This is a genomic window from Streptomyces sp. NPDC002004 (genome assembly GCF_053593975.1).
Map to the genome: position 1 here is coordinate 1 of NZ_JBSFDP010000009.1, position 22,707 is coordinate 22,707.

21 protein-coding genes are annotated in these 22,707 nt (G+C 72.0%); 14 read left to right on the forward strand and 7 right to left on the reverse strand.

Going from position 1 to position 22,707, the window contains the following annotated elements; translation table 11 throughout:
- Positions 1-159: 159 nt before the first annotated feature.
- The 4 genes from ACWCP6_RS16160 to ACWCP6_RS16175 all read right to left on the reverse strand — a co-directional run bounded on the left by ACWCP6_RS16160 (position 160) and on the right by ACWCP6_RS16175 (position 4,411).
- A complete protein-coding gene (locus tag ACWCP6_RS16160) occupies positions 160-1,212 on the reverse strand; it encodes an aminotransferase class V-fold PLP-dependent enzyme (protein ID WP_450933070.1) in 1,053 nt (350 codons plus the stop codon).
- A 125-nt stretch (positions 1,213-1,337) separates the two neighbouring features.
- Positions 1,338-2,060: a DsbA family oxidoreductase gene (locus ACWCP6_RS16165; RefSeq protein WP_450933071.1), complete on the reverse strand. Its 723-nt coding sequence runs from the start codon at positions 2,058-2,060 to the stop codon at positions 1,338-1,340.
- Between the two features lie 178 nt (positions 2,061-2,238).
- Positions 2,239-2,847: a DUF1349 domain-containing protein gene (locus tag ACWCP6_RS16170; RefSeq protein WP_450933072.1), complete on the reverse strand. Its 609-nt coding sequence runs from the start codon at positions 2,845-2,847 to the stop codon at positions 2,239-2,241.
- Positions 2,848-2,884: 37 nt separating this feature from the next.
- Positions 2,885-4,411 carry an aldehyde dehydrogenase (NADP(+)) gene (locus tag ACWCP6_RS16175; protein WP_450933073.1) on the reverse strand — a complete coding sequence of 509 codons (1,527 nt, stop codon included), beginning with the start codon at positions 4,409-4,411 and terminating at the stop codon, positions 2,885-2,887.
- Positions 4,412-4,606: 195 nt separating this feature from the next.
- Here ACWCP6_RS16175 and ACWCP6_RS16180 point away from each other — a divergent pair, with 195 nt between their 5' ends.
- The 6 genes from ACWCP6_RS16180 (at position 4,607) to ACWCP6_RS16205 (ending at position 10,389) form a co-directional block, all read left to right on the forward strand.
- Complete coding sequence (locus ACWCP6_RS16180) at positions 4,607-5,392, forward strand: IclR family transcriptional regulator (RefSeq protein ID WP_450933074.1); 786 nt, start codon at positions 4,607-4,609, stop codon at positions 5,390-5,392.
- Positions 5,392-5,862, forward strand: a complete 471-nt coding sequence (locus ACWCP6_RS16185; protein WP_450933075.1) for a GNAT family N-acetyltransferase — start codon at positions 5,392-5,394, stop codon at positions 5,860-5,862. Before ACWCP6_RS16180 ends, ACWCP6_RS16185 begins: the two co-directional genes overlap by 1 nt.
- Before the next feature lie 186 nt (positions 5,863-6,048).
- A complete protein-coding gene (locus ACWCP6_RS16190; protein ID WP_450933076.1) occupies positions 6,049-7,089 on the forward strand; it encodes a hypothetical protein in 1,041 nt (346 codons plus the stop codon).
- Positions 7,086-8,363, forward strand: a complete 1,278-nt coding sequence (locus ACWCP6_RS16195) for a sensor histidine kinase (protein ID WP_450933077.1) — start codon at positions 7,086-7,088, stop codon at positions 8,361-8,363. Before ACWCP6_RS16190 ends, ACWCP6_RS16195 begins: the two co-directional genes overlap by 4 nt.
- A gap of 158 nt (positions 8,364-8,521) precedes the next feature.
- Positions 8,522-9,232 carry a response regulator transcription factor gene (locus ACWCP6_RS16200; RefSeq protein WP_450933078.1) on the forward strand — a complete coding sequence of 237 codons (711 nt, stop codon included), beginning with the start codon at positions 8,522-8,524 and terminating at the stop codon, positions 9,230-9,232.
- A gap of 359 nt (positions 9,233-9,591) precedes the next feature.
- Positions 9,592-10,389: a hypothetical protein gene (locus tag ACWCP6_RS16205; RefSeq protein WP_450933079.1), complete on the forward strand. Its 798-nt coding sequence runs from the start codon at positions 9,592-9,594 to the stop codon at positions 10,387-10,389.
- Between the two features lie 62 nt (positions 10,390-10,451).
- Here the strand turns inward: ACWCP6_RS16205 and ACWCP6_RS16210 are convergent, their stop codons facing one another.
- Complete coding sequence (locus tag ACWCP6_RS16210) at positions 10,452-10,787, reverse strand: helix-turn-helix domain-containing protein (protein WP_450933080.1); 336 nt, start codon at positions 10,785-10,787, stop codon at positions 10,452-10,454.
- A 559-nt stretch (positions 10,788-11,346) separates the two neighbouring features.
- Here ACWCP6_RS16210 and ACWCP6_RS16215 point away from each other — a divergent pair.
- A complete protein-coding gene (locus ACWCP6_RS16215) occupies positions 11,347-12,804 on the forward strand; it encodes a peptidoglycan D,D-transpeptidase FtsI family protein (protein WP_450933081.1) in 1,458 nt (485 codons plus the stop codon).
- A gap of 18 nt (positions 12,805-12,822) precedes the next feature.
- Here ACWCP6_RS16215 and ACWCP6_RS16220 read toward each other — a convergent pair whose 3' ends face one another.
- Positions 12,823-13,617: an HAD family acid phosphatase gene (locus ACWCP6_RS16220; RefSeq protein ID WP_450933082.1), complete on the reverse strand. Its 795-nt coding sequence runs from the start codon at positions 13,615-13,617 to the stop codon at positions 12,823-12,825.
- A 275-nt stretch (positions 13,618-13,892) separates the two neighbouring features.
- Positions 13,893-14,849, reverse strand: a complete 957-nt coding sequence (locus ACWCP6_RS16225; RefSeq protein WP_450933083.1) for a 5-dehydro-4-deoxyglucarate dehydratase — start codon at positions 14,847-14,849, stop codon at positions 13,893-13,895.
- Positions 14,850-15,123: 274 nt separating this feature from the next.
- Between ACWCP6_RS16225 and ACWCP6_RS16230 the strand changes: the two genes are divergently transcribed.
- The 7 genes from ACWCP6_RS16230 to ACWCP6_RS16260 all read left to right on the forward strand — a co-directional run bounded on the left by ACWCP6_RS16230 (position 15,124) and on the right by ACWCP6_RS16260 (position 22,550).
- Positions 15,124-15,933 carry an NAD-dependent epimerase/dehydratase family protein gene (locus tag ACWCP6_RS16230; protein ID WP_450933084.1) on the forward strand — a complete coding sequence of 270 codons (810 nt, stop codon included), beginning with the start codon at positions 15,124-15,126 and terminating at the stop codon, positions 15,931-15,933.
- Between the two features lie 273 nt (positions 15,934-16,206).
- The gene (locus ACWCP6_RS16235) at positions 16,207-16,968 is read left to right on the forward strand and encodes a DeoR/GlpR family DNA-binding transcription regulator (protein WP_450933085.1); all 762 of its coding nucleotides are present in this window, start codon (positions 16,207-16,209) and stop codon (positions 16,966-16,968) included.
- A gap of 151 nt (positions 16,969-17,119) precedes the next feature.
- The gene (locus ACWCP6_RS16240) at positions 17,120-18,490 is read left to right on the forward strand and encodes an ABC transporter substrate-binding protein (protein WP_450933086.1); all 1,371 of its coding nucleotides are present in this window, start codon (positions 17,120-17,122) and stop codon (positions 18,488-18,490) included.
- Positions 18,487-19,425: a carbohydrate ABC transporter permease gene (locus ACWCP6_RS16245; protein WP_450933087.1), complete on the forward strand. Its 939-nt coding sequence runs from the start codon at positions 18,487-18,489 to the stop codon at positions 19,423-19,425. Before ACWCP6_RS16240 ends, ACWCP6_RS16245 begins: the two co-directional genes overlap by 4 nt.
- Positions 19,422-20,261, forward strand: coding sequence for a carbohydrate ABC transporter permease (locus ACWCP6_RS16250; RefSeq protein WP_450933088.1), 840 nt, complete (start codon positions 19,422-19,424; stop codon positions 20,259-20,261). Before ACWCP6_RS16245 ends, ACWCP6_RS16250 begins: the two co-directional genes overlap by 4 nt.
- Positions 20,258-21,247 (forward strand): zinc-dependent alcohol dehydrogenase family protein, encoded by a 990-nt coding sequence (locus ACWCP6_RS16255; RefSeq protein ID WP_450933089.1) that lies wholly within the window; start codon positions 20,258-20,260, stop codon positions 21,245-21,247. Before ACWCP6_RS16250 ends, ACWCP6_RS16255 begins: the two co-directional genes overlap by 4 nt.
- 136 nt (positions 21,248-21,383) lie before the next feature.
- Complete coding sequence (locus ACWCP6_RS16260; protein WP_450933090.1) at positions 21,384-22,550, forward strand: TerD family protein; 1,167 nt, start codon at positions 21,384-21,386, stop codon at positions 22,548-22,550.
- Positions 22,551-22,707 lie beyond the last annotated feature (157 nt).

Sequence of the window (22,707 nt, forward strand, 5' to 3'; positions counted from 1 at the left end):
CGCCCGCGCGCCCCCCGGCCGCGGCCGCGCATTCGCCGGCCGGCGGGGGTTCCCCCGTGGTCCGCGGGCCCCCCCCCCCCCGCCGCCCGGGCCGCCACCCCCGGGGCCGGGCCCCCCCCCCGGCCGCGTGCGCGGACGCCCCGCGGGTGCGGCGCCGCGTCAGCGGGACAGCACGTCCAGCAACCGGTCCACGTCCGCCGCCGAGTTGTACAGGTGGAAGGCGGCGCGCAGATGACCGGCCCGGTCGGAGAGCGCGATGCCCGCGCGCTCCAGCTCCGGCTGGCGGGAGCCGAGTCCCGGCACGGAGACGACGGCCGAGCCGGGCGAGGGCACGGGGGTGCGCCCGAGCTCCGCGAGCCCCGCGCGGAACCGGTCGGCCAGCGCCACGTCGTGGGCGTGCACCGTCTCCACGCCCAGCTCCCCGATCAGTGCGAGGGAGTGCCGGGCACCGGCGTACGAGAACAGGCTCGGGCTCTCGTCGAAGCGCCGCGCCGAGCGGGCGAGCTCCTCGACGGGCCCGTAGCAGCTGTCCCAGGGGCGCTCGCCGGCGACCCAGCCCGCGAAGACGGGGGCGAGCCCGCCGAAGTCCTCGGGGACCACGAAGAACGCGACGCCGCGCGGGCAGAGCAGCCACTTGAAGCCCACGGCCGCGGAGAAGTCGTACGCGTCCGCGTCGAACGGCAGCCAGCCGGCGGCCTGCGACGCGTCGATGTACGTGCGGGCCCCGTGCGCCCGCGCGGCCTCACGGATCGCCGCCAGGTCCGCGATCCGGCCGTCCGCCGACTGCACGGCGCTGACGGCGACCAGGTCGGTGCCGGGGCGCACCGACTCGGCGACGCGCTCCAGCGGGACGGAGCGGACCTTGAGGTCGGGCCGGACGTGGAACGGGTTCACCAGCGAGCTGAAGTCGGCCTCCGCGGTGAGCACTTCGGCGCCCGAGGGCAGCGAGGAGGCGATCAGGCCGGTGTAGACGGCGACGGAGGCTCCGGCGGCGACGCGGTGCGCGGGCACTCCGACGAGCCGGGCGAACGCCGCGCGCGTGGCCTCCACGTCGGAGAACATGTCCGTCGGCTCGCCGGCGGCTGCCGCGCTCAGCGCGCGGCCCATGGCCTGCACGGTGCGGGCGGGGAGCAGCCCGCTGCTCGCCGTGTTCAGATAGGTCGGGCGGGGTGCGAACTCGGTGCCGGCGAGAGTGCCTTCGAGAGTCTCCATGGACTCACTCTGCGTCCCATGGAAGTAGAAGTCCATTGCCGATTTTTACGCGGTTTCCCTAAGCATGACTTATGCATGCCCGCTGACCTGGGATGTCGCCGTAGGTGCCGGACTGCGGCCCGGTGTCACTGCTGCGGTACGGCACACCCGTCCGGCCCGCAGGCGTCGGCGTCGGCATCCGTGGCCGCCGTGACCGTGCCGAGCGGGGCGCGGGAACCCCAGGCCTGCTGGAGCGCCTGCGTGAACACCTCGGCGGGCTGGGCTCCGGAGACCCCGTACCTGCGGTCGAGCACGAAGAACGGCACGCCGTTGGCGCCCAGTTCTGCGGCCTCGCGCTCGTCGGCGCGCACCGCGTCGGCGTAGCGGTCCGGGTCGGCGAGGACCGCACGGGCCGCGTCGCCGTCGAGTCCGGCCTCGACGGCGAGCTCCACCAGGCGTTCGTCGTCGCCGAAGACGGAGCGCTCCTCGACGAAGTTCGCCCGGTACAGGACCCCGATGAGCGCGTCCTGTCCGCCCTCCTGCCGGGCGAAGTGGAGCAGCCGGTGCATGTCGAAGGTGTTGCCGTGGTCGCGTCCCTCGGTGCGGTACTCCAGCCCCTCGGCCGCAGCCTGGGCGCCCAGGTTCCGCTCGCCGGCCCGGGCCTGCTCCTCGCTCATCCCGTACTTCGCCATCAGCATCGGGATCACGGGTGCGGTGTCGGCCTTGGCGCGCCCCGGGTCGAGCTCGAACGACCGGTGCACCACCTCGACCTCGTCCCGGTGCGCGAAGGCGGCCAGCGCCTTCTCGAAGCGGGCCTTCCCCACGTAGCACCAGGGGCAGGCGATGTCGCTCCAGATCTCGACGCGCATGAGTGACTTTCTCCAGACGGTGTCGTAGGGCTGCGGAGGGACCCTCCGCTCCGAGGGAGAACAGAGGAGCGGAGCGGCGTATTCCCCGGTCAGGCGGCCGGTGCACGGGGGAACCGTGTGCGGTGGGCGCCGGGGCGTGGGCCGGGTGCGCACGGGGTCCCGGTGTCCGAGGCCCGGGTCAGCTGCCGTCCCGCAGGCCCTTGGGCCAGTGGTCCTCGTAGCGGATGCCCTCGTACGTGACCACACAGCCCTCCCCCACCGGGGACTGGGTCATGAAGCCCACCAGGGCCTGCGCCGACTCCTCCCCCTCCCCCAGCGAGAAGATCCGCACGAAGGTCCACCGCTCCCCGTCCGTCGACGCGTGGAAGGCGAACGCACGCCCCGTGCGCGAGACGCGCAGCCACACGCTCGGGCCGTCGACGACGAAGGAGTTCGCGTCGTCGGAGTGGCCCCGGGTGACCACCGTGCAGACGGTGGGCAGGTCCGGGGAGCGCTCCAGGCAGAGCTTGGCCCACCGGCGCTCGCCGACGTGCACGTAGAGCACCCCGGCGTCGAAAGCCGCGGCGAAGCCGACCGTGACGCGGGCGATCAGCTGGAAGTCGCCCGTGGGCGCGCCCAGCAGGCGGGGCGCGTCGGACGCCGGGTCCAGCGCCTCTCCGGTGGGCGGGACGAAGCGGTCCTGGCGCGGACCCGCCCACCCGGTGAGCACACCGTCCTCGTACGACCAGCCCCCGTCGGGTCCGTAGGTGCGGAGCAGGAAGGGCAGCTCGGGCAGCTCCAGTTCCATGGGGTCAGTGTCCCAGCGGGTGCCGCGCGGCACGCACTCAGCTCTCCGGGCGCCCGTTGAACCGCCGGGGCAGCCCCAGCGGATTGTCGTCCCGCAGTTCCGGGGGCAGCAGCGCCGCGGGGGTGCTCTGGTAGGCGACGGGCCGCAGCCAGCGTTCGACGGCGGTGCCGCCGACGGAGGTCGACGTGGAGGTGGTCGCCGGGTAGGGGCCGCCGTGGTGCTGGGCGGGGGCGACGGCGACGCCGGTGGGCCAGCCGTTGACCACGACGCGTCCGGCCAGCGGGGTGAGCGCGGCCAGGATCTCCGCGCCGCGCCCCTCGCCCGCGGCCTCGTCGCCGGACAGGTGCACCGTCGCGGAGAGGTTGCCGGGGAGCCGGGAGAGCACGGCGGCGACCTCGTCGTCGTCCTCGTACCGTGCGACGACGGTGACCGGGCCGAAGCACTCCTCCAGCAGCAGCTCGTGCGTACCGGCCGCGACGTGCCGTGCGGGCACCGTCAGGAAGCCCGCGCTGACGGTGTGCTCGCCGCCCGCTCCCGGCGTCACCGGCGCCTCGACGCCGGGCAGTTCGGCACGCTCGGCGACGCCGACGACGAAGGCCGCGCGCATCCGGTGGTCCAGCAGGACGCCGGGCTCGGTGTCGCTGACCGCGTCCGTCAGTGCCTTCACCAGCCGGTCGCCGGACTCCCCTGCGGGCGCCAGCACCAGCCCCGGCTTCACGCAGAACTGGCCCATGCCGAGCGTCATGGAGCCCGCGAGTCCGGCGCCGATCTGCTCGGCGCGCTCGGCCGCCGCCTCCTCGGTGACCACGACCGGGTTGAGCGAGCCGAGCTCCCCGTGGAAGGGGATCGGCGCGGGCCGGGCCGCCGCCCTCTCGAACAGGGCGCGCCCGCCGCGTACCGACCCGGTGAAGCCGGCCGCGGCGATCAGCGGGTGCTGCACCAGCTCTACACCCGAGTCGAAGCCGTGCACGACGCCGAGGACGCCCTCGGGGATCCCGTGCCGTGCGGCGGCCCGGCGCAGCAGGACCGCCACCAGCTCGGACAGGGCGGGGTGGTCGGGGTGGGCCTTGACCACGACGGGGCAGCCCGCAGCGAACGCGCTCGCGGTGTCGCCGCCGGCGACGGAGAAGGCGAAGGGGAAGTTCGACGCCGAGTAGACGGCGACGACACCGAGGGGCACCTTGAAGCGGCGCAGGTCGGGGACGGGCGGGGTCGCGGCCGGATTCGGGTGGTCGATCACCACGTCGAGGAAGGCGCCCTCGTCGACGAGGTCGGCGAAGGCCCGCAACTGGTAGGTGGTCCGGGCGAGTTCGCCGGTGAGCCGGACCGGGCCGAGCACGGTCTCCGCGTCGGCGACCTCCACGAGCTGGTCCCTCGCACCGTCCAGCAGCTCGGCGGCGGTGCGCAGGAAGGCGGCGCGTACGGCACGGTCCACCAGGGCTCCGCGGGCGGCGTGCGCGGCCCGCACGGCAGTGTCGACCTCCTCGGGTGTGGCCTCCACCGCAACCTGTTCGCGCTGCTTCCCGGTACGGGGGTCGACGCTCCAGACTGGTGCTGCTGCCACCGCGGATTCCTCCCGTCGTCGGCCCGGATGCCGGGCACGGGCCCCGGGCCTCGGGTCCGGGCGTCACGTCCGGACGTCGGCCCGGACGCCATGCCACCCACCAGGGCTGTTCGATATGCTGAACACCGTCTCTGATGCTGAATACAGCCGGAGACTCGGCACAGTAGTTCTCCGTGAACGAAGGGGTCAAGGGCGATGTCGGCAGGCGAGACGAGCGGCGGGGCGGGCGGCGGCGCGCAGGTCAAGTCCGCGGTGCGGACGGTGGAGTTGCTCGAGTACTTCGCCGGCAGCCCCGGTATGCACTCCCTCGCCGCCGTCCAGGAGGCCGTCGGTTACCCCAAGTCCAGCCTGTACATGCTCCTGCGCACCCTGGTCGAACTCGGCTGGGTCGAGACGGACGCCACGGGCACGCGGTACGGCATCGGCGTACGGGCACTGCTCGTCGGCACGTCGTACATCGACGGCGACGAGGTCGTGGCCGCCGCGCGGCCGACGCTGGACCGGCTCTCGGACGACACGACCGAGACCATCCATCTGGCGCGCCTCGACGGCACGAACGTCGTGTACCTCGCGACCCGCCAGTCCCAGCACTATCTGCGACCCTTCACCCGCGTGGGGCGCCGGCTGCCCGCGCACTCCACCTCGCTCGGCAAGGCGCTGCTCGCCACGTACACCGACGAGCAGGTCCGGAGGATGCTGCCGCAGACGCTGCCCGCGCTGACCGAGCACACGATCACGGACCGCGAGAAGCTCATCGAGGAGCTGCACCAGGTGCGCGAGCAGGGCTTCGCCGTGGACCGGGAGGAGAACACGCTCGGCCTGCGCTGCTTCGGCGTCGCCATCCCCTACCGCACACCGGCCCGGGACGCGATCAGCTGCTCGGTGCCGGTGGCGCGGCTGACAGCCGCCCACGAGCAGATGGTCAAGGACGCCCTCTTCGACGCGCGCGACCGGCTCACGCTGGCGACCCGGAGGCTCTGATGGAGATCGCCCTGCGTGCGGTCCACGACAGCGATCTACCGGTGTTCTTCCGGCAGATGAACGACCCCGAGGCGCTGCGGATGGCCGCGTTCACGCCGGAGGACCCCGCCGACCGGGAGCGGTTCGACGCCCACTGGGCCAGGATCCGGGCCTCGTCCGCCGTGCTGCGCACGATCCTGGCGGACGGCGACGTGGTGGGCAGCGCGGCTGTGTACGGGGAGCCGGGCGAGCGCGAGGTGACGTACTGGGTCGACCGCGCCCACTGGGGCCGCGGCATCGCCACCGCCGCCCTCCGGGCCCTCCTCACCGAGGTCCCCGAGCGCCCCCTCCAAGCCCGTGCCGCGGCCGACAACGCCGGGTCGCTGCGAGTGCTGGAGCACTGCGGGTTCCTCCCCACGGAGCGGACCAGGGGGTACGCGAACGCCCGCGGCGAGGACATCGACGAGGTGGTCCTCGTCCTGGAGGGCTGACCCGGAAGGGGCACCGGCTCCCCTGCGGGCCCCGGCGGCCGGCCCCCTCGGCGTCTCCGTCACACGGCCGGGACACCGCGCGGGCCCCGTGGACGGTCCTCGGGCAGTCCGCCTCCGCCGCCCGGCGGAGGCGGATCGTCGTACGGGACGAGGATCCCGGCGGGCCCGCGGCGGCACCGTGAGGGCATGCCGAAAACCCCTGCCTCCGCGCCGCACCGCACCGCCCCGTCCCCGACGGGCCGCACCGGCCTGCCGCGCCGTGCGCTCCGCGCCGTCGCCATCGTCTCCTGCCTGCCGTACCTCGCACTCAAGATCGCCTGGATCGGCGGGAGTCACCTCGGGATACCGGACGGCAGCGTGCTGCTGGAGCACCGCGCCATGATGGTCGCGGCGAACTCCCTGACCGTGCTGATGGACGGCGCCGTGATCCTGCTGTCACTGGTCCTGACCCGGCCGTGGGGCATGCGGGTGCCCGCGTGGCTGCTCGCCGTGCCCATGTGGATCGCGACGGGCCTGCTGACGCCGATCATGATCGGCTTTCCGGCGCAGCTGGCGGTCCGGGCCGTCCAGGGCAGCGGCGGCGGACCGTCGACGGGACCGCACGGGTCGCCGTTCCTCGCCGAGTGGGTCTTCGGCGTGGTGTACACCGGCTTCATCGCACAGGGCCTGGCCCTCGGCGCACTCTTCGTCCTGTATGCCCGCGACCGCTGGTCGCACCTGTGGCGCGGCCGCGTGTGGGAGCTGCCGGCCGGCCGGGTCGGCGCGGCGCAGCGGGCGACCGCGGTCGCCGCCGCCCTGTTCGCGCTGTACCCCGTCGCCATGCACGTCCTGTGGGCGCTGGGCAGCACGGCCGGCCTGGGCGCCCGGCCCGAGGCCCGCACGAGCGACTTCTCCGTGGTCGAGGCCACGCACGCGCTCTGTCTCGTCACCGCCGTCGCGGGCGCGCTGCTGCTGGCCTTCCGGCGCGGCCGGGCGTGGCCCGTCAAGGTGCCGCTCGCGCTCGGCTGGGCCGGCACCGGCGCCGCGGCCTGCTGGGGGGCCTGGACGGCGGTCTCCGCACTGGGCGTCGGCGAGATGGGGAAGCAGCCCTCCGCGGCGATGGTCCTCACCTACGCTGTGCAGATGATCGTCGGAATACTCGGGGGGACCGTCGGCGCGTACTTCTTTGCCGAGCGCGCGAGTTGCACGGCCACGGCCGGGTGCCGCGCCGGCTCCGCACCGGCGTGAGGGGGTTCGGCTCCGCCCTGTTCGGGCGGCGGGCGCGGCGCCGCTGGATCCATCTGATCCTCGGCGGGGCGCTCGCCATGCCGTACGTGTTCGTCGGCCAGGTCCTCATCGGGCTGCTGACCGGCGGCCGGAGCGGGTTCACCTCGCTGCCGGCGCAGTTCGCCGCCTTCCTCGTCGGGCTGCCGCTCGCCGCGGTCACCGCCCTGTTCCCGCTCACCCGGCCCATGTCGGTGGCCGCCGTGCGGGCGCTGTGCGACGTGGACGCCGCGGCGCTGGCCGACGGCCCGGCGCGGACCCGGGCCGCGCGGGGCCGTACCGCCGCCTGGTACACGCTGCACCTCGCGTTCGGCGGGATCCTCAGCGGGATGTCGCTGGCGCTGCCGCCGTTCGCGGCGGTCGTGATCGCGCTGCCGGTGGTACCGGGGCTGCGGGACTCGCGCATGAGCCTGCCCGCGGCCTTGATGCGGCCCTGGGCGCTGGCCCTGGCGCCGGTCGCGGGCGCTGCCATGCTGGTGGCGCTCGCCGGGTGCGCGGCACTGGCCGGGGCGCTGCTCGCACGCTGGGCGCCCGTGCTGCTGGGCCCCACGCCCACGGACCGGCTGGCCGCCGCGGAGCAGCGCGCCGCCGACCTGGCCGTGCGCAACCGGCTCGCCCGCGAGCTCCACGACTCGGTCGGCCATGCGCTGAGCGCCGTCACGCTCCAGGCGGGCGCGGCCCGGCGCGTCCTCGACAGCGACCCCGCCTTCGTCCGCGAGGCACTCGCCGCGATCGAGGACACCACGCGGCGCACCGTGGGCGAACTCGACGCGGTGCTGGGTGTGCTGCGGGAAGCCGACGGCGCCTCGTCGACGGCGCCCGCGCCCACGCTCGCCGCCGATCTCGGCGGCCTGTTGCGCCGCACCCGCGCGAGCGGGCTGCGAGTGCAGGACACGGTCGGCGTGGATCCCGGGTCGCTGCCTCCGATGGTGTCCCGGGAGGCCTACCGGATCGTTCAGGAGTCGCTGAGCAACGCGCTGCGGCACGCGGGGGCCGACACCGCCGTGACCCTGCGCATCACGGTCGAGGACGACTCCCTGCACATCGTGGCGGAGAACCCCCTGCCCGGGGAGCAGCGGCCCGCGCCCGGCCGGTCGGGCGGCGGCCACGGCCTGCGCGGCATCGCCGACCGCGCCCGGCTCCTGGGCGGCACCGCCGAGGCGGGGCCGGACACGGGGGTGTGGCGACTGCACGTGCGACTGCCCGTGCAGCCCGCAGGGCCCGCACGGCCCGCATGAGAACCAGGACGCCCGCATGTCGCACGAGACGCGCGAAGGCCCGCATGCGAGACGCGCACCACGGAGGCCCCGCATGCCGCATGAGAACCACGGAGACCTGCATGCCGCATGAGAACCACGAAGCCGAAGACTGGTACGACCCCCGGGGAAGGACCCGCATGACAACCGTGCCCAACGGGACCGGACGGACCCCGTCGGACCCCATCCGGATCGTCCTCGCCGACGACGAGCGGATGGTGCGCAGCGCGCTGCGCGCGATCCTCTCCGCCGAGCCGGGGCTCGAGGTCGTCGGGGAGGCCGCGACGGGCGCCGAGGCCGTGTCCGTGGTGAGGGAGGTGCGGCCCGACGTGGTGCTGATGGACGTGCGGATGCCGGAGATCGACGGCATCCGCGCCACCGAGCAGATCCTCCGGACCGGCTCCGGGGACCTCCCGCGCATCGTCGTCGTGACGACCTTCGAGAACGACGCGTACGTCTACGAGGCGCTGCGCGCCGGCGCCGCCGGCTTCCTCCTCAAGCGGGCCGAAGCGGATGCGCTGGTGCAGGCGGTACGGCTGGTCGCGCGCAGCGACACCCTGCTGTTCCCGGCGGCCGTGCGGGCCCTGGCGGACCAGTACGCGCCCGCCTCCACGGCCGTGCCGCCCTGGGTGGCGCGCCTGACCGCACGGGAGAGCGAGGTGCTGAGGCTGATGGCGGCGGGGCTGACCAACGCGGAGATCGCGGGCCGGATGGACGTCGGTCCGGCGACCGTGAAGACGCATGTGGCGGCGGTGCTCGCGAAGACGGGCACGCGGGACCGGACCCAGGCGGTGATCGCGGCGTACGAGGCGGGGTTCATGAAGCGCATCGCCCCTCGGTCGGGGTGGTGAGGGCGGATGGACGTGAACGGGGCGAACGGCCCGCCGATCGACCGTCGGAAGGCGGCTGCGGCGAGGTACCGCAGGGACCCCGTGTCGATTTCGGCGATCGCGGCTCCCGCCGACCGGCGGGGCAGGGCCATGGCCGTTGCGAGGCGCAAAGTGGCTGGATCACCGCAGTCGGTGGCCACTTGTTGCTCAAAGTAATGCCGCAGGGCAACGGCAGATGACATCATCTGCGGTACTCGCGGCAGCCCTCTCGTTGTAGGCCCGCGGCGAGAGGGCTGGGCGCACACGCCGAGGGGGAGCCCGGCTCGCTCTCTGCTCGCCTGCGACGGTCCTACCTGTCCATGCACGACTTGGGGCCGTTCATGACCTGGTACCACCACAACTGGCTCGCCGCCTACGCGTTACCGGCCGCCCTCAGCGCCGGCCTTGCGTGGATCGGCTTGGCCCGCCATTCCGTCGGCAAGGGCCGGCTGCTGGGCAGCTGGAGATCCGCCTCCTTGGCACTCCTGGTCCTCGCCCTGACAGGCGCAGTCGGGATCGCCGCCGGGCTGGCGCTTCCGCACCTGGCGAAGCTGCCTCCGATCGCCGCGGGCCTGGCCACCGGTGTCACGACCATGCCGCGCAAGAGGCAGGACGATACGACTCAGCCCTACGTCAAGTTCATGACGCTCGGCATTGCCTGGTTCAGGGAACGGCTCGAGTACCGCATGCAGCTCGACGCTCGCAACTGGTGCGACCGGTTCATGGACGGCTTCGAGAAGTCGACACAGCTCCGGGTGTTCATTCACGAGCTCAAGAACTACCTGCTGGACCGACATCCCACGCTCAGCAAAACGGTCACCAACCTCTTCGACGCCGCCGACAAGGCCATGATCAACGCCCTTGAGGTGCAGACCAAGACCGATGAGGCCCGCCGCGAGATCCACATCACCTGGACGCGGGAGCCGACCGACGAAGAGGTGTATCAGTGCCGCAGTGCTTTCGGTGAAGCACGCAACCGCTGCGGAGACCTGTTGCTGTACGCCTACCTGCACGGCCGCCGGACGGAACAGGCCGAGCTTGCGACACTGCGCACCAAGGCACTGTCCAACGATGCCTTCCACAGTTCGGCAGTGCCTCAGCAACAGCGACGGTTCAGCCTCCGCCGCAACCGCCCCTGAGCGGCGTTCCGACCCCTGGTGGCGTCGCCGTCCGATCGGCGGACGAGAGGCCCGGCCTGCTGCTAGCGATGCGTAGGGATGACGCTTCCACGCAAAGGCGATGACTGTCCGCTGCTGACCGACGGCCCCTGTGCAGTGTGTGGGCTGCGGGGAGAAAACCTGATCTCAACGTCTGCGCCCAGCGCTTCCGCTGCCGCAGCCAACGTACGCACCGTCAGGTTTGCGTCACCCGACATGATCTGACTGACCCGACCAGGGCTGACACCCATGGCCTTGGCAAGGTCCGAACGTGTCTTTCCCAGCCCTGCCAACAAGCCTGCGAGAGAAGCGGTGGCCTGGCGCGCCAACTGAGCGCCGGCTAACTCGGCGTTACTCTCACTACGAGCGAAGAAGCTCAAGATATGACCCCCAACTCATGTAACCGCAGCGGACGTTGCCGCTGCCTCAAGGATGCCACCTTTAGGTCTAGCTAAACATTCAGTTCCCGCAAAAACTCCGGGCGCGACGGCGCACATCGCTGCGTCGGTGTGCCTGCGACCTGCGACTATGCGCTTCCCGCGGCAGTCGATACGTGACTGGTTCAACGTCACCCCAATGGGTGTGCGGCGACTCCGACCGGCGGTCCGACGCCCCCCGTAGCGGGACATGGGTGACGGGACACGGGTCACCACAGCCACTCCAGTTATCCGAGCCTCCTCAGTCACCTCAGTCACCAGCCCATGCGCACGCGTCACGGGCCCCACGCGTCACTTGCCCGGACGTCGCAGGGCCACCCCCCCCAGCACCGCCCGAGCCCCCGCCTCAGCCTCAGCCTCAGCCTCAGCCCGAACATCGCAGGGCACACCGGCCCGGGCTCGTCGGAGGGCCGCCACGGGGAGTATGAAAGGTTCCTGAGAAAACCGGGCTTATGCGGCCGGATGGGAACGATTCCGCTGGGCTCGTTCGTCTGTCCGGGGGATGAATACGACGATCAGGCGCGCCTCGGTCTTCGTGCTGCTGCTCGTGCTGGCCCTCCTGGGCAGGGCCACCTGGGTGCAGTTCTACAAGGGCGAGGCGCTTGCAGACGACAAGCACAACCGGCGGAAGACGATGGAGCAGTACGCGCACCCGCTCGGCGACATCATCGTGGGCGGAGACGCGGTGACGGGCTCCCGGCGGACGACGGGCAGTGACCTCGCGTACAAGCGCACCTACAAGGACGGCCCGCTGTACGCGCCGGTCACGGGCTACAGCTCGCAGGTGTTCGGCGCCACCCAGCTGGAGGGGATCTACCAGGACCAGCTGGACGGCACGGACCCGCAGCTCAAGAACCCGATCGACGCGGTCACCGGGAAGCACACCGAACCGGGCGACGTGGTGACCACCATCGATCCGGCGGTGCAGAAGGCGGGGTACCGCGCACTCGGCGGCCAGAAGGGCGCGGCCGTCGCGATCGACCCGAAGACGGGCCGGATCCTCGGCATGGTCTCCACGCCGTCGTACGACCCGTCGGACTTCGCCGGTTCCGGCGCCTCCGACAGCAAGGCCTGGCAGGCGCTCGCCAAGAACCCGGACAAGCCCCTGGTGAACCGTGCACTGCGGCAGCCCCTGCCGCCCGGTTCGACGTTCAAGCTGGTGGTGGCGGCTGCCGCGCTGGAGGACGGGATGTACTCGTCGGTGGACGTGCCGACGAAGAGCCCGAACCCGTACACCCTGCCCGGCACCACCCGTGTCCTGGACAACGAGAACAGGGCAGCCCCCTGCGAGGACGCGAACATCCGCACGGCGCTTCAGTACTCCTGCAACAACGTCTTCGCCAAGATGGCCGTCGACCTGGGCCAGGACAAGGTCAGGGCGATGGCCGAGAAGTTCGGCTTCGACGACACGAAGCTGGACGTGCCGGTGCGGGCGTACCCGAGCGTGTACCCGTCGTCGATGGACAAGGCGCAGACGGCGCTGTCGGGCATCGGGCAGTTCGACGTGACGGCGACCCCATTGCAAATGGCCATGGTGTCGGCCGCGATAGCCAACGGCGGTGAGCTGGTGTCGCCCCATATGGTCTCGAAGATCGTCGATGGGAACGGCGATGCGGTGCAGAGCTTCGACGACGCCGGTTCGAAGCGGCTGGTGAGCTCGTCGACGGCCGGCCAGCTGCAGTCCGCGATGGAGACGGTGGTGCGCAAGGGCACCGGTACGAACGCACTGATACCGGGCGCCACCGTCGGCGGCAAGACGGGCACGGCGCAGCACGGCGAGAACAACAGCAAGACGCCGTACGCGTGGTTCACGTCGTACGCGAAGGACGACGGCACCGGCAAGGAGGTCGCGGTCGCCGTGATGGTGGAGCAGTCGGACGCAGCCCGCTCGGAGGTGTCCGGCAACGGCCTGGCGGCCCCGGTCGCGAAGGCGATGATGACGGCGGCGCTCAAGGGCTGAGCGCCGCCGGGCGGGCCGTCAGCCCACGAAGTACATCGGGTTGGGGAGCTTGTAGGTGCGGTCGGCGTAGCCGCCGTCGAGGTCGGACTGCTGGTCACCGAAGTTGGCGATCAGGTCGTAGCCCTCGGACTCGATGTGGGCGCGGGTGCCGCCCTTGTACTGCACCGTCGTGCAGGTCCAGGTGGGCTTGGCGCAGGAGTCCAGGTACGACGGCGGGTTGACCTTGTCCTTGAGGATCAGGTGCTCGTCGTCGAGGGGGACGTCGATGCCGACCTTCTTGAGGTTGGCGGCGGCCGGCTCGCGCAGCGAGGCGTCCATGCCGGTGAGGAAGAAGACCTCGACGCCCTTGTCGTGGGCGTAGGAGACCAGCTCGGGGATGCCGTAGACGGCGACGCGGCTCTCCTTGTTCACGTAGTCGTTCCACGTGGCCGTGGAGTACGTGAAGTTGGTGGCCTTCTCGTAGTCGTAGCTGAGCAGGGTCGTGTCGTCGACGTCGAGGACGATCGCCGGCTTCATGCCGTGCTTGAGGTCCTTGGCGGCGGCACGCGCGATGTGGCGCTTGGCCGTGGCCTCGATGCGGGCCACGTCGTGCGCGTAGGCGCTGTCGGACGACGCGGACCAGGTGCCGTCGGCGTTCTTCTTGCCGCCGTAGTACGAGTCGATCTGCTCGACGAGCTTGGCGAGGTTCTGCGGCTCGGCGGTGGTCTTGGCGGTCGCGGGACCGGCGGACGCGGCGCCGGTGCCGAGCAGGGCGGCACCGGCCAGGGCACAGGCGGCGGCGGCAACGCCCGCCGCTCTCAGGGATGTACGCATGGCATGTGTCTACGCGCATCACACAGCCCGGCGCGAGCGCCTTCCGGCGCCCGTTGCATGATCGATATACGAGTGTGTCCGACCCTGACGCGACACTGTCCGATTTCTTACGGTCCGTTATGGCATCGCCCTTCCGCTTCCCCACGGACCGTCACTCCGCCCGAGGAGAGGCGGAGTTGACGGCCGGGGCGGGCACGCGATGCCGTGCCCGGCGTCCGGGCACGTGCTGCGGTCGTCGTGGGCCGTGTCGCTGCGCGGCAGGAACGCCGACGCCTTCATGCCCCGAGGCCCTCGGCGGGCGCCCCGAGGAGGGCGTTTCCGCGTTCGACGAGTTCGGCGAGCCGCTCGACGTGCTCCTCGGCCGGCTCCTCCAGCGGCGGCCGCACCTCGCCGACGTCCAGGCCGCTCAGCCGTACGCCGGCCTTGACGAGCGAGACGGCGTATCCGCGGCCCAGCGCGCGCAGTTCGCCGAGCGGACGGTAGAAGCCGTCGATGAGGCGGCCCACGGTCGCGTCGTCGCCGCTGCCGAGGGCCCGGTGGAAGGCGAGCGCGATCCCGGGTGCGAAGCAGAACACGGCGGAGGAGTACAGGGTCACGCCGATGCCGCGGTAGGCGAGGCCGGTGAGTTCGGCGGTGGGCAGGCCGTTGAAGTACAGGAAGTCGTCGAGCCCGGCGGCGCGCACGGCGCTCACGATGCGCTGCATCAGGTCCAGGTCGCCGAGGCCGTCCTTGAGCCCGATGACCCCCTCCGTGCGGGCCAGTTCGACGACCGTCCCGGGAGTGAACACGGCGTTGTCGCGCTGGTAGACGATCACGTCGAGGGAGGTGGCGGCGGCGAGCTCGGTGTAGTGCCGCAGCAGTCCCTCCTGGCCGGCGACCACGAGGTACGGCGGCATTGCGAGCAGCCCGTCGGCGCCCGCCTCCTCGGCGAGCCGGGCGAACCGGACGGCGAGCGCGGTGCCGTACCCGGTGCCCGCGACGACCGGGACACGGCCCGCGGTCTCCTCGACGGCGGCCCGTACGCACGCCTGGAACTCCTCGGGCGCGAGGGCGTGGAACTCCCCCGTGCCGCAGCAGGCGAAGACGGCGGCGGCTCCGGCGTCGCCTCCGCGGCGCACATGGGTGCGGTAGGCGTCGAGGTCGACCGCGCCGTCCGGGCCGTACGCCGTGACGGGGAAGAACAGCGGCCCGCTGGGAACACGGAGTCGGGCGGCGAGCGGGGCTGACGTCACTGACTCTCCCTCGTCGTGCATGTTCCTGATTCTTGTCCATGTTTCTGAACATCGCCACGCTAAGCCGACGCTCGCGAGGCGGTCAAGCGCGCGCTCGCGCGACACGCACACGGAAGGACCCATTCCCCCTGAGGAGGTTTCTCGCAGTTCCTGCCGAGGAGTTGCCTCTCCATGCCCCCTTGACCGGACGATGTGGATCTCCTTAGCGTGTCCACGCATGTGAATTATCTGGATGAACACGGCCGCCTCGTACGGACGCCCCAAGGAGACCCGCATGTCCGCTCCCCGCACCCTCCTGATCACCGGCGCCGCCGGCGGAGTCGGCACGATGATGCGGGAGCTGCTGCCCGCGTACGGCTACGAGCTGCGGCTGCTCGACATGGTGCCGGTCGAGGGCGAGCCCGGGGCGATCACCGCGGACCTGGCCGACACGGCAGCGCTGCGGGAAGCCGTCCGGGGCGTCGACGGCATCCTGCACCTCGCGGGCATCGCCCTGGAGTCGTCGTTCGACCGGATCATCGAGGCCAACATCCGCGGGACGTACCACCTTTACGAGGCCGCGCGCGCGGAGGGCGTGCGCCGGATCGTTTTCGCCTCCTCCAACCACGCCATCGGCTTCACTCCCCGCCCCCAGGGCAACGACCCGCTGATCCCCGGGCACACGCCGCACCGCCCCGACACCTACTACGGCCTGTCGAAGGCGTTCGGCGAGGACCTCGCCCAGCTGTACTGGGACAAGTACGGCCTGGAGACCGTCTCCGTCCGCATCGGCTCCTGCCTCCCGGAGCCCACCACCGTGCGCATGCTGTCGCTGTGGCTCTCCCCCGGCGACGCCGCCCGGCTCTTCCACGCGGCGCTCACCGCCGACGGGGTCGGCCACACGGTCGTCCCCGGTTCCTCCGCCAACACCCGACTGTGGTGGGACCTCGCGCCCGCCCGGGCCCTCGGCTACGACCCGCAGGACGACTCCGAGCCGTACGCCGAGAAGCTCCTGGCCGAACAGGGCGAACTGGAACCGGCCGACCCGGACCACATCCACCTGGGCGGGCCGTTCTGCACGAACCCGCCGCTGTGGCCGCACTAGGCCTGCCGGTCGGCGTGCCGGGCCCCGTGGGGCCGGCCCCACCACGGCGAACGGGCACGGAACGGGCTCGTCCGCGGTGGGAAACGGGCAGCCCCGTGCCCGTCCCCCGCCCGCACCCCAGGTCCGCGGCGGGCAGCCGTCGCGGGAAACGGGCACAGTCGGGCAGTATCGATGCCGCAACGAACCTGGTCACGACCCCGCACCCCCGGTAGAACTTCCCCAGTGGCCCGGACCGGGCCCGAACGGGCAGGGACGCGGAAGGCGGGTGAGGCCGTGGGCGCCGAGGAACGACACAGGGCGATCGTGCACGCGGCGCGCCGCACCGGCTCCGTCGACGTCGCGGCGCTCGCCACCGAACTGGGCGTCGCGAAGGAGACGGTCCGCCGCGATCTGCGCGCCCTGGAGGAACACGGGCTGATCCGCCGCACCCACGGCGGCGCCTACCCCGTGGAGAGCGCCGGCTTCGAGACGACGCTCGCCTTCCGCACCACCATGCACGTGCCGGAGAAACGCCGGATCGCCGCCGCCGCTGCCGACCTGCTCGGGGACGCGGAGACGGTCTTCGTGGACGAGGGCTTCACGCCGCAGCTGATCGCCGAGGCGCTGCCCCGGGACCGTCCGCTCACCGTGGTCACCGCATCGCTGGCCGCCGCGGGCGCCCTCGCCCAGGCGGACAGCATCACCGTGCTGCTGCTCGGCGGCCGGGTCCGGGCCGGAACCCTGGCGACCGTGGACCACTGGACCACCCGCATGCTGGCCGGGTTCGTCATCGACCTCGCCTACATCGGTGCCAATGGCATCACCCGGGAGCACGGGCTGACGACACCCGACCCTGCGGTCAGCGAGGTGAAGGCGCAGGCGGTCCGCGCCTCGCGGCGGACGGTGTTCGCGGGCGTGCACACCAAGTTCGGCGCGGTGAGCTTCTGCCGGTTCGCCCAGGTGTCCGAGCTGGAGGCGATCGTCACGAGCACCGGACTACCCGCGTCCGAGGCCCACAGGTACGCACTCCAGGGACCCCAGGTCATCCGCGTGTGACCGGCCGCCCCGCCCCCTGACCGTCCACAACGGCTTCCCGCAGGCCCACGGAACCGAGCACGCCCACCCCGGGCGGCCGTCGGTGCGCTCCCGCACACCCGCCGCCGCCCCGCACATCCCCTTATATCCCGATAACTCCCAGGAGCGATCCATGCGAACCCAGAGCCGACGGAGGCCGCGCGCCTCGCTCGCCGCGGCCGCCGCGGGGACGCTGCTCGCCCCGCTGCTCTCCGGCTGCTGGGCCGGGGCCGGCGGGACCGGTTCCGGCGGCGACTCCATCAACGTACTGATGGTCAACAACCCGCAGATGATCCAGTTGCAGAAGCTCACGGCCGCGCACTTCACCAGGGCGACCGGCATCAAGGTGAACTTCACCGTCCTCCCCGAGAACGACGTCCGCGACAAGATCAGCCAGGACTTCGCCAACCAGGCCGGGCAGTACGACGTCGCCACGCTCAGCAACTACGAGATACCGATCTACGCCCGCAACGGGTGGCTGCACGAGATGGACTCGTACGTCCGCAAGGACCGGGCCTTCGACCAGCAGGACGTCCTGGCGCCCGTCCGGGCTTCGCTCACCGGCGACGACGACAAGGTCTACGGCGAGCCGTTCTACGGCGAGTCGTCGTTCCTGATGTACCGCAAGGACGTGTTCGCCCAGAAGCACCTGCGGATGCCCGCGCACCCCACCTGGCAGCAGGTGGCGCGGCTCGCCGCCCGGGCCGACGGGGCCCGGCCCGGGATGAAGGGCATCTGCCTGCGCGGCCTGCCGGGCTGGGGCGAACTGGCGGCGCCGCTGACCACCGTGGTGAACACCTTCGGCGGAACCTGGTTCGACAAGGGCTGGAAGGCACGTCTGACATCGCCCGAGTTCGAGCGGGCGACGCGGTTCTACGTGGACCTGGTGCGCCGGCACGGCGAATCCGGCGCCGCACAGTCCGGATACGCCGAGTGCCTCAACGACCTCACCCAGGGAAAGACCGCCATGTGGTACGACGCCACGGCCGCCGCCGGTTCCCTGGAGTCCGCGCACTCGCCGGTCAGGGGGAAGATCGGCTACGTACCGGCGCCCGTCGAGCGCACCCGCAGCTCCGGCTGGCTCTACACCTGGGCGTGGGGCATGCAGAAGGCGTCACGGAACCCGGACAAGGCCTGGAAGTTCGTCTCCTGGGCGTCGAGCAAGCAGTACGAGGAGCTGGTCGGCGAACGGGTCGGGTGGGCCGACGTGCCCGCGGGCAAGCGGGCGTCGACCTACGCCAACCCGGCGTACCGCAAGCAGGCCGCCGCGTTCGAGGACGTCACCCGCGCCGCCATCGCGGGCGCACGCCCGCGCGACCCGGGAGTGCAGCCCCGCCCCGCGCCCGGCATCCAGTTCGTCGGCATCCCCGAGTTCACCGACCTGGGCACCAAGGTCTCGCAGGAGATCAGCGCCGCCATCGCCGGACGCCAGTCCGTCCCCACCGCGCTGCGGAAGTCCCAGCGTCTCGCCGAGAAGGTCGCGAAGGAGTACGAGGGACGATGACCGCCACCACGACCGCTCCCGTCGCGCCCGCCGGCGCCCCCGTCGCCCGCCGTCCCGTGGGACGTCTGCGTACCTGGGCCACCCGCGCCCCGCTGCTGCCCGCCCTGGTCTTCATGATCGCCGTGACGCAACTGCCCTTCGTGGCCACCCTGGTGATCTCCTTCTTCCGCTGGAACGCCCTCTACCCGGACGCCCGCCGGTTCACCGGACTCGCCAACTACACCCAGGTGCTGACCGATCCGGACCTGCGGCACTCGGTCCTGACGACGATCCTCCTGACGGTCACCGTCGTCGGCGCGAGCCTGGTGACCGGCCTCGGGCTCGCCCTGCTCCTGGACCGTAGGTTCCGCGGGCGGGGCCTCGTCCGCACGCTGCTCATCGCCCCGTTCCTGCTGGTGCCCGTGGCCTCCGCGCTGCTGTGGAAACACGTGCTCTACAACCCGGAGTACGGGCTGTTCAACGGCCTGCTGCACTGGGTCGGCGGCCCTCAGCCGGACTGGGTGTCGAACACCCCGCTGCTCGCCGTCGAGGTGTCGCTCGTCTGGCAGTGGACGCCCTTCATGATGCTGATCCTGCTCGCCGGGCTGCAGAGCCGGTCTCCCGAACTGCTGGAGGCGGCCCGCATGGACGGCGCGGGCACCTGGCAGATCTTCCGCCATCTGACGCTGCCGCACCTGCGCCGCTATCTGGAGCTCGGCGCCCTGCTCGGCTCGATCTACATCGTGCAGAACTTCGACGCCGTCTTCACGATCACCTCCGGCGGCCTGGGCACCGCGAACCTCCCCTACTCCGTCTACCAGACCTTCTACCAGGCGCACGAGAACGGACTCGCCTCGGCGGCCGGCGTCCTGGTCGTCATCGGCTCGATCGTCATCGCGACGCTGGCGCTGCGCATCGTGTCGTCCCTGTTCCGCGAGGAGGTGTCGCGCGCATGATCCCCGTACGAGCCCGCAGAACCGGCAGTGCCGGCCTGGGCCTGGCCGCCTGGCTGGCCGCCCTGCTGTTCTTCCTCCCCATCGCCTGGATGGTCCTGACGTCCTTCCACTCCGAGGAGGACGCGGCGACCAACCCGCCGTCCCTCGCCGCCTCCCTGACGCTCGACGGCTACCGCGACTTCTTCGGTGCGGGCGGTGGCGCGAGCCCCTGGCCCGCGCTGGTCAACTCGACGGTGGCGTCCGCGGTGTCGACGCTCTGCGTCCTGCTGCTGGCCCTCCCCGCGGCGTACGCCCTGTCCATCCGGCCCGTGAAGAAATGGACGGACGTCCTGTTCTTCTTCCTGTCCACGAAGATGCTGCCGGTCGTGGCGGGCCTGCTGCCGGTCTACCTCTTCGCCAAGGACACCGGCCTGCTCGACAACATCTGGCTGCTGGTCCTCCTCCACACCTCGATGAACCTGCCGGTCGCGGTGTGGATGATGCAGTCCTTCCTCGCCGAGGTGCCCGTCGCCCTCATCGAGGCCGCACAGCTGGACGGCGCGAGGCTGCCGACGGTCCTCGCGCGGGTGGTGGCGCCGGTCGCCCTCCCGGGAATCGCCGCGACCTCGCTCATCTGCTTCATCTTCAGCTGGAACGAACTGCTCTTCGCACGGGTGCTGACGGGTGTCGTCGCCCAGACCGCGCCCGTGTTCCTGACCGGCTTCATCACCAGCCAGGGCCTGTTCCTTGCGAAGGTGTGCGCCGCGTCCCTCGTCATCTCCCTGCCGGTGCTCGCCGCGGGGTTCGCCGCCCAGGACAAACTGGTCCAGGGCCTGTCTCTGGGAGCCGTGAAATGAAGGCCGCCGTCATCGAGTCCGTCGGCAAGGCGATCGTCACCGAGGTGCCGGACCCGCTGCCCGGCCCCCGCGAGGTGGTCGTGGAGGTCGCCGCGTGCGGCCTGTGCGGCACCGATCTGCACATCCTCCAGGGCGAGTTCGCGCCCACGCTGCCCGTGGTGCCCGGGCACGAGTTCGCGGGTGTCGTGGTCGAGCGCGGCCGTGACGTCACGGAGCTCGCGGTCGGCGACCGGGTGGCCGTCGACCCGTCCCTGTACTGCTTCGAGTGCCGATACTGCCGCAGCGGCCACAACAACCTCTGCGAACGCTGGGCCGCCATCGGCGTGACCACGGCGGGCGGTGCGGCCCAGTTCGCGGTGGCGCCCGCCGCCAACTGCGTCAAGCTCCCCGACCACGTCCGCACCCAGGACGCCGCCCTCGTCGAGCCGCTGTCCTGCGCGGTGCGCGGCTACGACGTGCTGCGCGCCCGGCTCGGTGCGCACGTCCTCGTGTACGGGTCCGGGACCATGGGCCTGATGATGCTCGAACTGGCCAAGCGCACGGGTGCGGCGAGCGTCGACGTCGTCGACGTCAACCCGCAGCGGCTCGCCACGGCCCGGCAGCTCGGGGTCTCCGGATCCGCCGTGAGCGCCGACGAACTGGACCGCCCGCAGGGCTGGGACGTCGTCGTGGACGCGACCGGGAACGCCGCCGCGATCCAGGACGGGCTGGGACGGGTCGCCAAGGCGGGCACGTTCCTCCAGTTCGGCGTCGCCGACTACGCGACCCGGGTCACCATCGACCCGTACCGCATCTACAACCAGGAGATCACCATCACGGGTTCGATGGCCGTCCTGCACAGCTTCGAGCGTGCCGCCGAGCTGTTCGCGGGCGGAGTCCTCGACCCCGGCGTGTTCATCAGCGACCGGCTGCCGCTGGAGGATTACCCCGAGGCCCTGGAGCGCTTCGCCTCGGGGGCGGGACGCAAGATCGTGGTGGTGCCGTAGGGCCCCCTTCGCCCCGCTGCTCCCCGTCCCCGGCTCCGGGCTCCGCCCCTGGTCACGGGGAGGGGCGCGGTGGGGGAAATTCCTTTGGTAAGGGAACGGCAAAGCCCACCCGGTCGTTACCCCTGGCATGACAGCTATGACCCCAGGCTCGAACATCCCGCTCTCCGCCACCCGCGTGGCGGTGGACGTCACCGCACCGGTCCGGCTCGACGTCTCGGGCCTGCTCCTCACGGCCGACGGGAAGGTCCGTTCGGACGACGACTTCATCTTCTACAACCAGCCCGCGGGCCCGGGTGTCACCCACCGCTCGGGCGGCGGCACCGCACCGGACGCCATCACGGTCGACACGGCCGCGGTACCCCCGGGCATCGAGAAGATCGTCGTCACGGCCAGCCCGGACGCGGCGGGCCAGACCTTCCAGGGCATCGAGCCGACGGCCACGATCCGCGACGCGGACACGGGGTCGCCGCTGGCCACGTTCACACCGCCGCAGCTCGGCACCGAGACGGCCCTGGTGATCGTCGAGATCTATCTGCGCAACGGTCAGTGGAAGGCCCGCGCGGTCGGCCAGGGGTATGCGAACGGTCTGGCGGGCATCGCCACGGACTTCGGGGTGACGGTCGAGGAGCCCGCACCCTCACCGGCCCCGTCCCCCACGCCCGCCCCCGCGGCGGACGCGCCGGCGCCCCCGGCCGCTGCCCCTGCCGCCCCGGCTCCCGGTGCCGAAAAGATCAGCCTGGACAAGGGACGCGTCAGCCTTCAGAAGAACCAGACGGTGTCCCTGGTCAAGGGCGGCCGGCCGCTGCTGTCGCAGGTCAGGATGGGCCTCGGCTGGGAGCCCGCCTTCCGCGGCAAGGACATCGACCTGGACGCCTCGGTCATCGCCTACGGCCCGCAGCGCGACCACGTCGACAGCTGCTACTTCGGCAAGCTGTCGATCCTGCACGACGCGGTCAGGCACTCCGGGGACAACCTCACCGGCGAGGGCGGCGGGGACGACGAGGTGATCACGGTCGACCTGGGCCGCATCCCGCAGGAGGTGACGGCCCTGGTCTTCACGGTCAACTCGTTCTCGGGCCAGAAGTTCACGGAGGTCGCCAAGGCGTACTGCCGGCTGATGGACGCCGCCACCGGGGAGGAGCTCGTCCGCTTCGACCTGACGGGAGCCGAGCCGCAGACCGGTGTGATGATGGCGAAGCTGATCCGCCAGTTCTCCGGCGAGTGGGAGATGACGGCAATGGGCCGGTTCGCCAAATCCCGCACGGTGCGCGGGATGGTGCAGCCGGCGGCCGAGGCCCTGTAGTCAGCCGGCCGGACCCCCTCCGGGGCCCCTCGTGTCGGCCCGGAGCCGGGCACGGCCCCGCCACCCCTCGCCGCTCGGCCCGCCACGGGGGCGACCCCGCACCGGGCGCCCGGACGGGTGACCCGCCACCTGTTCGGAGGATCTTCGACCGGTGCGC

What these genes read in the sequence shown, in the direction of transcription:
- ACWCP6_RS16160 (WP_450933070.1), bottom strand. Translation starts at nt 1,212, where the DNA reads ATGGAGACTCTCGAAGGCACTCTCGCCGGCACCGAGTTCGCACCCCGC.
- ACWCP6_RS16215 (WP_450933081.1), top strand. Translation starts at nt 11,347, where the DNA reads ATGAATACGACGATCAGGCGCGCCTCGGTCTTCGTGCTGCTGCTCGTG.
- ACWCP6_RS16240 (WP_450933086.1), top strand. Translation starts at nt 17,120, where the DNA reads ATGCGAACCCAGAGCCGACGGAGGCCGCGCGCCTCGCTCGCCGCGGCC.
- ACWCP6_RS16185 (WP_450933075.1), top strand. Translation starts at nt 5,392, where the DNA reads ATGGAGATCGCCCTGCGTGCGGTCCACGACAGCGATCTACCGGTGTTC.
- ACWCP6_RS16230 (WP_450933084.1), top strand. Translation starts at nt 15,124, where the DNA reads ATGTCCGCTCCCCGCACCCTCCTGATCACCGGCGCCGCCGGCGGAGTC.
- ACWCP6_RS16250 (WP_450933088.1), top strand. Translation starts at nt 19,422, where the DNA reads ATGATCCCCGTACGAGCCCGCAGAACCGGCAGTGCCGGCCTGGGCCTG.
- ACWCP6_RS16205 (WP_450933079.1), top strand. Translation starts at nt 9,592, where the DNA reads ATGACCTGGTACCACCACAACTGGCTCGCCGCCTACGCGTTACCGGCC.
- ACWCP6_RS16200 (WP_450933078.1), top strand. Translation starts at nt 8,522, where the DNA reads ATGACAACCGTGCCCAACGGGACCGGACGGACCCCGTCGGACCCCATC.
- ACWCP6_RS16180 (WP_450933074.1), top strand. Translation starts at nt 4,607, where the DNA reads ATGTCGGCAGGCGAGACGAGCGGCGGGGCGGGCGGCGGCGCGCAGGTC.
- ACWCP6_RS16260 (WP_450933090.1), top strand. Translation starts at nt 21,384, where the DNA reads ATGACCCCAGGCTCGAACATCCCGCTCTCCGCCACCCGCGTGGCGGTG.
- ACWCP6_RS16170 (WP_450933072.1), bottom strand. Translation starts at nt 2,847, where the DNA reads ATGGAACTGGAGCTGCCCGAGCTGCCCTTCCTGCTCCGCACCTACGGA.
- ACWCP6_RS16245 (WP_450933087.1), top strand. Translation starts at nt 18,487, where the DNA reads ATGACCGCCACCACGACCGCTCCCGTCGCGCCCGCCGGCGCCCCCGTC.
- ACWCP6_RS16255 (WP_450933089.1), top strand. Translation starts at nt 20,258, where the DNA reads ATGAAGGCCGCCGTCATCGAGTCCGTCGGCAAGGCGATCGTCACCGAG.
- ACWCP6_RS16220 (WP_450933082.1), bottom strand. Translation starts at nt 13,617, where the DNA reads ATGCGTACATCCCTGAGAGCGGCGGGCGTTGCCGCCGCCGCCTGTGCC.
- ACWCP6_RS16190 (WP_450933076.1), top strand. Translation starts at nt 6,049, where the DNA reads ATGCCGAAAACCCCTGCCTCCGCGCCGCACCGCACCGCCCCGTCCCCG.
- ACWCP6_RS16165 (WP_450933071.1), bottom strand. Translation starts at nt 2,060, where the DNA reads ATGCGCGTCGAGATCTGGAGCGACATCGCCTGCCCCTGGTGCTACGTG.